Annotated in this window: 2 protein-coding genes; both read right to left on the bottom strand. The window is 39.1% G+C overall.

All coding sequences use genetic code 11. From position 1 onward, the window contains the following. On the bottom strand, nt 1–1,260 hold a 1,260-nt coding region (cobA, locus tag AMDU4_RS13500; RefSeq protein WP_021788488.1), incomplete at its 3' end, for a uroporphyrinogen-III C-methyltransferase. Between the two features lie 459 nt (nt 1,261–1,719). After that, the gene (locus AMDU4_RS13505; protein WP_290705539.1) at nt 1,720–2,007 is read right to left on the bottom strand and encodes a hypothetical protein; all 288 of its coding nucleotides are present in this window, start codon (nt 2,005–2,007) and stop codon (nt 1,720–1,722) included. Nucleotides 2,008–2,083 lie beyond the last annotated feature (76 nt).

The following is a 2,083-nucleotide window of genomic DNA, read 5'->3' on the forward strand; positions in this document are numbered from 1 at the left end:
AGACATGACCACACTATTTAAGTTTTTATAGGGATACTTTACCCTTATTATACCTGTTTTATCAGGAATGTGGATACCATCAGGCAAATTATCTGACTGGCTTCCAATTATTATAAGATCTGATTTTGAAATATAATCCTCCATGTAACTGCCCATCTCTACAGGCCTCAATTTGGCCGCCTGGAGTTCACCCTGGTTCGTAAATCCAATTTTTATGTAACTGCTGTCTGCTCTGGATATATCACAGACATCAAAGATGCCATATTTTTGTAGCAAGATTTTTCCAGTGGAATCGGTTGCGATTTTGCCTAACCATCTCAGATCAAAGCCGCTGGACTTGAATATATCCATCAATATACTGGTAAAACGGCCATCACATGCGATATTTTTACCGTAAAGAGCTGTTGTGGAAATATCTCCAGGAAACACGTCAGCGGACCTAATTTTGAATACAGTGAATCCCATACTCTCCAGATAGCCAGTGTCTGGAGCGCAAAGATCATAAAATATCGTTATGATTTTGCCGGAATATTTTCTGTTTTCAGACTGGCAGAATATTTCATGATATGGCACAACGTCTCCGATTACTATAAGTGATGGGGATTCATTATAAGTATAGTTTATATTTCCCAGTTTTCCGGTAAAAGTCTTCTGATAATTGTATGTTCCGTTTTCTATCAATGCTATGGGCAAAGATGGGTCATAGCCTGCAGAAAGAAGTGTGGCTATTATGCCCTTGAGATTATGTGCACCCATAAATATAACCATGGTATACATCCTGCATTTAAAAGTCCTGCAATCAGGTATATTGAGGTTTTCTACATTGTTGCCGGTAGTGACCAGTATTCCGTGGTTTACATTTCTGTGGGTCAGTGGTATCCCTGCGGATTCAGGTACAGCTATGAGTGACGAAATGCCTGGAACAATTTCATACTCAATATTATTCTTTATTAGCTCTTCTATTTCCTCGCCACCGCGGCCGAACATGAATGGGTCGCCTCCCTTCAGCCTTACAACCATCTGGAATTTCAATGTTTCATCCACGATTATTCTGTTTATTTCCTCCTGTGATATCCTTTTTACATAGGGTTTTTTGCCCACATAGATTCTACGTGCACCCTGCCGGGCATAGTCGAGAATTTCAGGATTAACAAGATGGTCATAAATTATGGTATCCGCCTCTCCAATAATTTTTACGGCCTTAACTGTAAGCAAATCTTTGTTTCCGGGGCCGCATCCAACTATATACGCTTTTCCCATCCATAAGGCATTTTAATCTGGTATATGTTTTTACGTATCATTTATCAGGCACAGGTTATTTTACGGCCATTGGAGGAAGATAACTCCAGCCTTCAGGGAGTAAATGAATTGCAAAGTATACACTGTTTCTGAAACAGAGAGCATGATGGAAAATCCTTCAATAAAATCCTCTATGAGAGGTTGGGAACGCCTCTGTGTTCCGATTGGTTCTGAGATGAATAAAGTATATCCTGATTGTGCTAAGACAGGTATGTGCTCAAGAACATTGGTGCCTTTAGAGAGGTTCCTGAAATAGGCAATGTGTTCTTATAAAATTGTGTTGGTTGTGGATAATGGAGGCAAAAATGAGAATCTTCGAAGATTTAGCTGAGGATAGTATGTGAGATAGTTTATCTAAATTTCTGGCAGGAAATATTTTAATACTTGCCCGTGAATGTTTTCCCTCGCAGGTTCTAAAAATTAAACTGACCTTGCAAGGCCAAGCAATTCTAAAGCACCCGATTCACTTAATTTTGCATCCATATATGTGGTGCTTATTTTTTTAAGCCCCTCGTTATAGCCATTTATCATAACTGTTATCAGTTTAGTTTCATTTTCTTTTCTGAAATAATCCTGCATATTCACCTTGTCCTCCCCGTCTGTGATTATTATAATAGTATTGGTTTCACTGGCCATTTTCCCATCCTGAAGGTCCCTCAGGGCAGTTTTTAGGGCACATTCTATACACGTCCCTTTATTTGCCTCCACCGTTAATATATTCTCTACGATGTCAAATGGGCTATTCAACAGGTCATGGGGCTTATGTCAAAAAACCTAAAAAATA

This window comes from Ferroplasma sp. Type II (assembly GCF_000496155.1).